This is a genomic window from Micromonospora sp. NPDC002411 (genome assembly GCF_053592955.1).
This window is the reverse complement of the sequence record NZ_JBSFBM010000443.1, coordinates 1-4,704: the sequence shown is the minus strand read 5'-3', so window position 1 is coordinate 4,704 and position 4,704 is coordinate 1. Positions and strand designations below refer to the sequence as shown.

The following is a 4,704-nucleotide window of genomic DNA, read 5'->3' as shown; positions in this document are numbered from 1 at the left end:
GTCGGGCTCACCCTGCCGGTCACCGAGCCGACCGGGCAGGACCACTACCTGCACCCCGACCCGACAATCGCACCGGAGTTACTGACCGCGCTGCGCGAGGACCGGCTCGGCGTCTGGGCGGCCCGCAACCCCGGGCTGGTCGATCGCGCTCGCTGAGTCGTCAGCGGTAGTCGTCCTCGTCGCCGGTGACCACCCGGGCCTGCTCCATCGCGTCCCAGTCGTCGACCTCGAGGCCACGGTGCGGTTCGCCGTCGACGTCGTCGGGGCCGACGACGGTGGCCTGTTCGACCGCGTCGGCCGGCTCGGCCTCCGGGTCACGCTCGTCCGGGGCGAGGTGGTCGCCGGGCGTGAAGTCCTCGTCGGGCTGACCCATCGTCCCTCCCGGGGTCTCGGGGCACGGTTCCCACCCACCGTACGGGCTGGGACGGCGCCGCGCCCGGAAGCGAGTAGGCGGAATCGGCCCTCGACGGCGCGACCCGATGCCAGGATGGTGCCGTGGGCTTCCTCATCCGACTGGCGATCACTGCTGTCGCGTTGTGGATAACCACTCTGATCGTGCCCGGGGTGGACGTGCACGGACGCTCGGGTGGCAACACCGCCCTCACCCTGATCGTGGTGGCGCTGATCTTCGGTGTGATCAACGCGGTGCTCAAACCGGTGATCAAGGTCGTCGGATGCGTGTTCTACCTGCTGACCCTGGGCCTGTTCGCGCTGGTGGTCAACGCCCTGCTGTTCCTGCTCACCGACCGGATCGCGCGCGGGCTCGACCTGCCGTTCCAGGTGGACGGTTTCTGGGCGGCGTTCTGGGGAGCCATCGTGATGACAGTGGTCACCTGGCTGATCAGCGTCATCGTGCCGGACAACCTGGACCGCCGGTGAGGGGCTGACACCCGGGTCGGTTGTTCCGGCGCGCGCCACCTGCGGGATACTGCCGGGCGGAGGACAGCGCGGTCCGGCGCACACGTGAACAACAGCGGCCAGCACGGCCGAGAGTGGTAAGTAAGGAGCGCATCACATGCCCATCGCTTCCCCCGAGGCCTACGCGGAGATGCTGGACCGCGCCAAGGCTGGCCGGTTCGCGTACCCCGCGATCAACGTGACCTCCTCGCAGACGCTGAACGCGGCGCTCAAGGGCTTCGCCGACGCGGAGAGCGACGGCATCATCCAGGTCTCGACCGGTGGCGCCGAGTACCTTTCCGGCCCGTCGATCAAGGACATGGTCACCGGCGCCGTGGCGTTCGCCGCGTACGCGCACGAGGTGGCCAAGAAGTACTCGGTCAACATCGCACTGCACACCGACCACTGCCCGAAGGACAAGCTGGACAAGTTCGTCCGTCCGCTGATGGGCATCTCGCAGGAGCGGGTGAAGCGCGGCGAGGAGCCGCTGTACCAGTCGCACATGTGGGACGGCTCGGCCGTGCCGGTCGCGGAGAACCTCCAGATCGCCGCCCAGCTCCTCGACGAGGCCGCCAAGGCCAAGATCGTCCTTGAGATCGAGGTCGGCGTCGTCGGTGGCGAGGAGGATGGCGTCGAGAACGCCATCAACGACAAGCTCTACACCACCACCGAGGACGGCCTGGCCATGGTCGAGGCGCTCGGCCTCGGCGAGAAGGGCCGCTACATGGCGGCTCTGACCTTCGGCAACGTGCACGGCGTCTACAAGCCGGGCAACGTGAAGCTCCGCCCCGAGATCCTCAACCAGATCCAGGAGGCGGTGGGCGCGAAGTACGGCAAGGACAAGCCGCTCAGCCTGGTCTTCCACGGCGGCTCGGGCTCCCTGCTGAGCGAGATCCGCGAGGCGCTGGACTACGGCGTCGTGAAGATGAACATCGACACCGACACCCAGTACGCCTTCACCCGGCCCGTCGCGGACCACATGCTCCGCAACTACGACGGCGTGCTGAAGATCGACGGCGAGGTCGGCAACAAGAAGCAGTACGACCCGCGCGCCTGGGGCAAGGCCGCCGAGGCCGGCCTGGCCGCCCGGGTCGTCGAGGCGTGCGAGCACCTGCGCTCCACCGGCACCACGATGACCAAGTAACGACGTACCACCGACGGCCGGCTCCCCGCGTGGGGGCCGGCCGTTCGTCGTCAGGCGGTCAACAGGCGGACGGCCTCGTGGACGTCGTCGGTGAGGTGGATCGACGCCGAGAGGTCGCCGAACGGGGACGCGGCCAGCAGCGGACGCAGCAACGACTCCACCGGCAGCTCCTGAGTCCAGTAGGCCCGGTCCAGGAAGATGTACGCGCCACTGACGCCGTCGGTGCCGTAGTAGGTCTTGGTGGCCGCCTGGAACACCTCCTGCACGGTGCCCGCGCGCCCCGGAGCGAAGACGATGCCTCCCCGGGCCAGCCGCAGGATGGTGTCCTCCCGGATCGCGTTCGAGAAGTACTTGGCGATCCGCCCGGCGAACAGGTTCGCCGGTTCGTGCCCGTACAGCCAGGTCGGGATGGCCAGCCCACCCGCTCGCGCCCAACCCAGGTCGTCGCCCCGCTGCCGCGGTACGCCCGCGTACCGCTGCCGGACCGTCAGCGCCGTCCCCGTGTAGCGGTGGTGGTCGGTGAAGTCGGGCGCGGTGGCCAGCAGGTCGATCGCCGCCGTCACGTCGGTCGCCGGCCGGTCCGCCAGGTAGGCGCCGAGGTTCGCCGCCTCCATCACCCCGGGCCCGCCGCCGGTCACCACCAGACGGTCGGCCCGTGCCAGCTCCCAACCCAGCACCGCCGCCATCCGGTACGCGGGACTGCCACGCCGTACCGCGTGGCCGCCCATGATGCCCACCACCGACTGCGGACCGTGGCCGGCCAGCCAGGCCCGGGTGGCATCGGCCAGCGCGTTGTCCACACCGTGATCGTGCAGCCGCTGGCCCAGCGCCTCCTTGACGTCCGGCAACGCGCCGCCGTGCGCCCGGTAGTGGTCGTACACCCGGGTGTCGTACATCCCGGCGAACCCGCCCTCGGCGAACCCGGCGGCCAGGTCCTCAGGGGTGTAGAGGTGCGTCGGTTGGGTCGGGTACGGCAGGCCCGAGAACGGTGGCACCACGTTCGCGCCGCGCCGGACCAGGTCGGCGCCGACTTCCCGGGACGCGAAGCGGCAGCCCACGAAGAGGGTGCCCGTGACGTCGACGCCGGTCAGGTCAGGCACCGGCGCGAGGTCGAGACGCAGGCCCTGCACTGTCAACCCGGTCAGTCGACCGGTGGCCAGTTGCTGACGCAGCTCGTCCGGGGTCTGGATCTCGCCGGCGTGCAGGTGCGGCTCGATGACGTCGGCGGGAGGTGGGGTCGGCACCGGGCCATCCTGCCCCTTCGCCGGGGCCGGCCAAACCTCGGGCCCGGCGGGGACGACAGAAGCCCGGCGACCGTGGCCACCGGGCTCCTGCGTTACCGGTTCCTGGGGAGGCTCCGGACCATTAGTTGTAGTGGAAAACACCTGGCGGCGGCATAGGCCGCAGGCGTGACCAACTCCTCAGCCGTTCAGCGGAACGTGTCGGCCGACCCGCTCGCGTGTCGCCCTGTCCAGCGGGTTGAATGGGGCGATGCAGAACCTTTTGCCAGAGCCACCGGCCACCCGGCTGCCCGCGAACGACGAGGCCGACGCCGCCCTGGCGGCAGCCGACGACGCCGGCACCGACGAGGCGTTCGCCAGCGTGGCGGCCGGCTTCCCGACCTTCAGCGCGGCCTGGGCGGAGCTCGCGGCCCGGGCGTTCGCGCAGGACCAGGTGGTGACGGCGTACGCCTACGCGCGCACCGGCTACCACCGTGGCCTCGACCAGCTGCGTCGCAGCGGTTGGAAGGGGCACGGCCCGGTGCCGTGGTCACACGAGCCCAACCGGGGCTTCCTCCGCTGCCTCTACGTGCTGTCCCGGGCGGCGGACGAGATCGGCGAGGCCGACGAGGCGGCCCGCTGCGCCCAGTTCCTGCGCGACTGCGACCCGGAAGCAGCGGACGCGCTGGCGAGCAACTGACCCCGCTCCGACGGCCGGCCCGGTGTCGGGCCGGCCGTCGGTGGCTTACAACCCTTCGGCGACCGCGGCGGCGATCTTCAGCCAGGCGTCCCGCGTGGCCGAGGAGAGCCCGCCGTAACGGATGGGCTCGCCGGTGTCGATGAGCCGTTCGTAGGGGGCCAACAGCACCGCCCGGGTGCGGGCCGCGAAGTGCTCCTGGATGGCCGGTAGGTCGATCTCCTTGCGGGACGGCGGCATCGACACCACGGTCACCGCCTGGCGGACCAACCGTTGCCGGCCGCTCTGCTCCAGGTGGTCGAGCATCCGGGCGGCGGTCTCCGCCGAGTCGTTACGGGCCGACATGGTGACCACCAACTGGTCGGTGGCGTCCATCGAGGCCTGCCAGTTCTGCGCCCGGACGTTGTTCCCGGTGTCGACGAAGATCAACTTGTAGAACCGGCTGACCACCTCGCGGATCTCGGCGAACGCGGCAGCTGTCAACATCTCGCCACCCGTGGCCGACTCGTCCGAGGCGAGCACGTCGAACATGCCCTCGCCCTGCGAGCGCACGTACTGCGACAGGTCACCGACCCGCCCGTGGGCGCCCTGGAACTGCCCGAGGTCACGCAGCATGTCCCGGACCGTCCGGGAGTGGAAGTCCTGCTGGGCGCGCATCCCCAGGGTGCCCTGGGTCTCGTTGTTGTCCCACGCCAGCACGTAGCCGCCGCGCTTCTGACCGAACGTCATCGCGAGCAGCAGGATGG

6 protein-coding genes are annotated in these 4,704 nt (G+C 70.5%); 3 read left to right on the top strand and 3 right to left on the bottom strand.

Going from position 1 to position 4,704, the window contains the following annotated elements:
- Positions 1-160: 160 nt before the first annotated feature.
- Complete coding sequence (locus tag ACWCO3_RS31795; RefSeq protein WP_145778204.1) at positions 161-373, bottom strand: hypothetical protein; 213 nt, start codon at positions 371-373, stop codon at positions 161-163.
- 122 nt (positions 374-495) lie between these two features.
- Here ACWCO3_RS31795 and ACWCO3_RS31790 point away from each other — a divergent pair, with 122 nt between their 5' ends.
- A complete protein-coding gene (locus tag ACWCO3_RS31790) occupies positions 496-879 on the top strand; it encodes a phage holin family protein (protein WP_354883233.1) in 384 nt (127 codons plus the stop codon).
- Positions 880-1,015: 136 nt separating this feature from the next.
- Positions 1,016-2,041 (top strand): class II fructose-bisphosphate aldolase, encoded by a 1,026-nt coding sequence (gene fbaA, locus ACWCO3_RS31785; protein ID WP_145778202.1) that lies wholly within the window; start codon positions 1,016-1,018, stop codon positions 2,039-2,041.
- A gap of 50 nt (positions 2,042-2,091) precedes the next feature.
- On the opposite strand, the gene ACWCO3_RS31780 is transcribed toward fbaA, so the two are convergent.
- The gene (locus ACWCO3_RS31780; protein ID WP_145778201.1) at positions 2,092-3,285 is read right to left on the bottom strand and encodes an LOG family protein; all 1,194 of its coding nucleotides are present in this window, start codon (positions 3,283-3,285) and stop codon (positions 2,092-2,094) included.
- 247 nt (positions 3,286-3,532) lie between these two features.
- On the opposite strand from ACWCO3_RS31780, the gene ACWCO3_RS31775 reads away from it, so the two are divergent.
- Complete coding sequence (locus tag ACWCO3_RS31775; RefSeq protein ID WP_145778200.1) at positions 3,533-3,961, top strand: DUF3151 domain-containing protein; 429 nt, start codon at positions 3,533-3,535, stop codon at positions 3,959-3,961.
- A 45-nt stretch (positions 3,962-4,006) separates the two neighbouring features.
- On the opposite strand, the gene ACWCO3_RS31770 is transcribed toward ACWCO3_RS31775, so the two are convergent.
- Positions 4,007-4,704, bottom strand: a 698-nt coding sequence (locus ACWCO3_RS31770; RefSeq protein ID WP_450013574.1) for a MinD/ParA family ATP-binding protein, incomplete at its 5' end; no start/stop codon positions are given.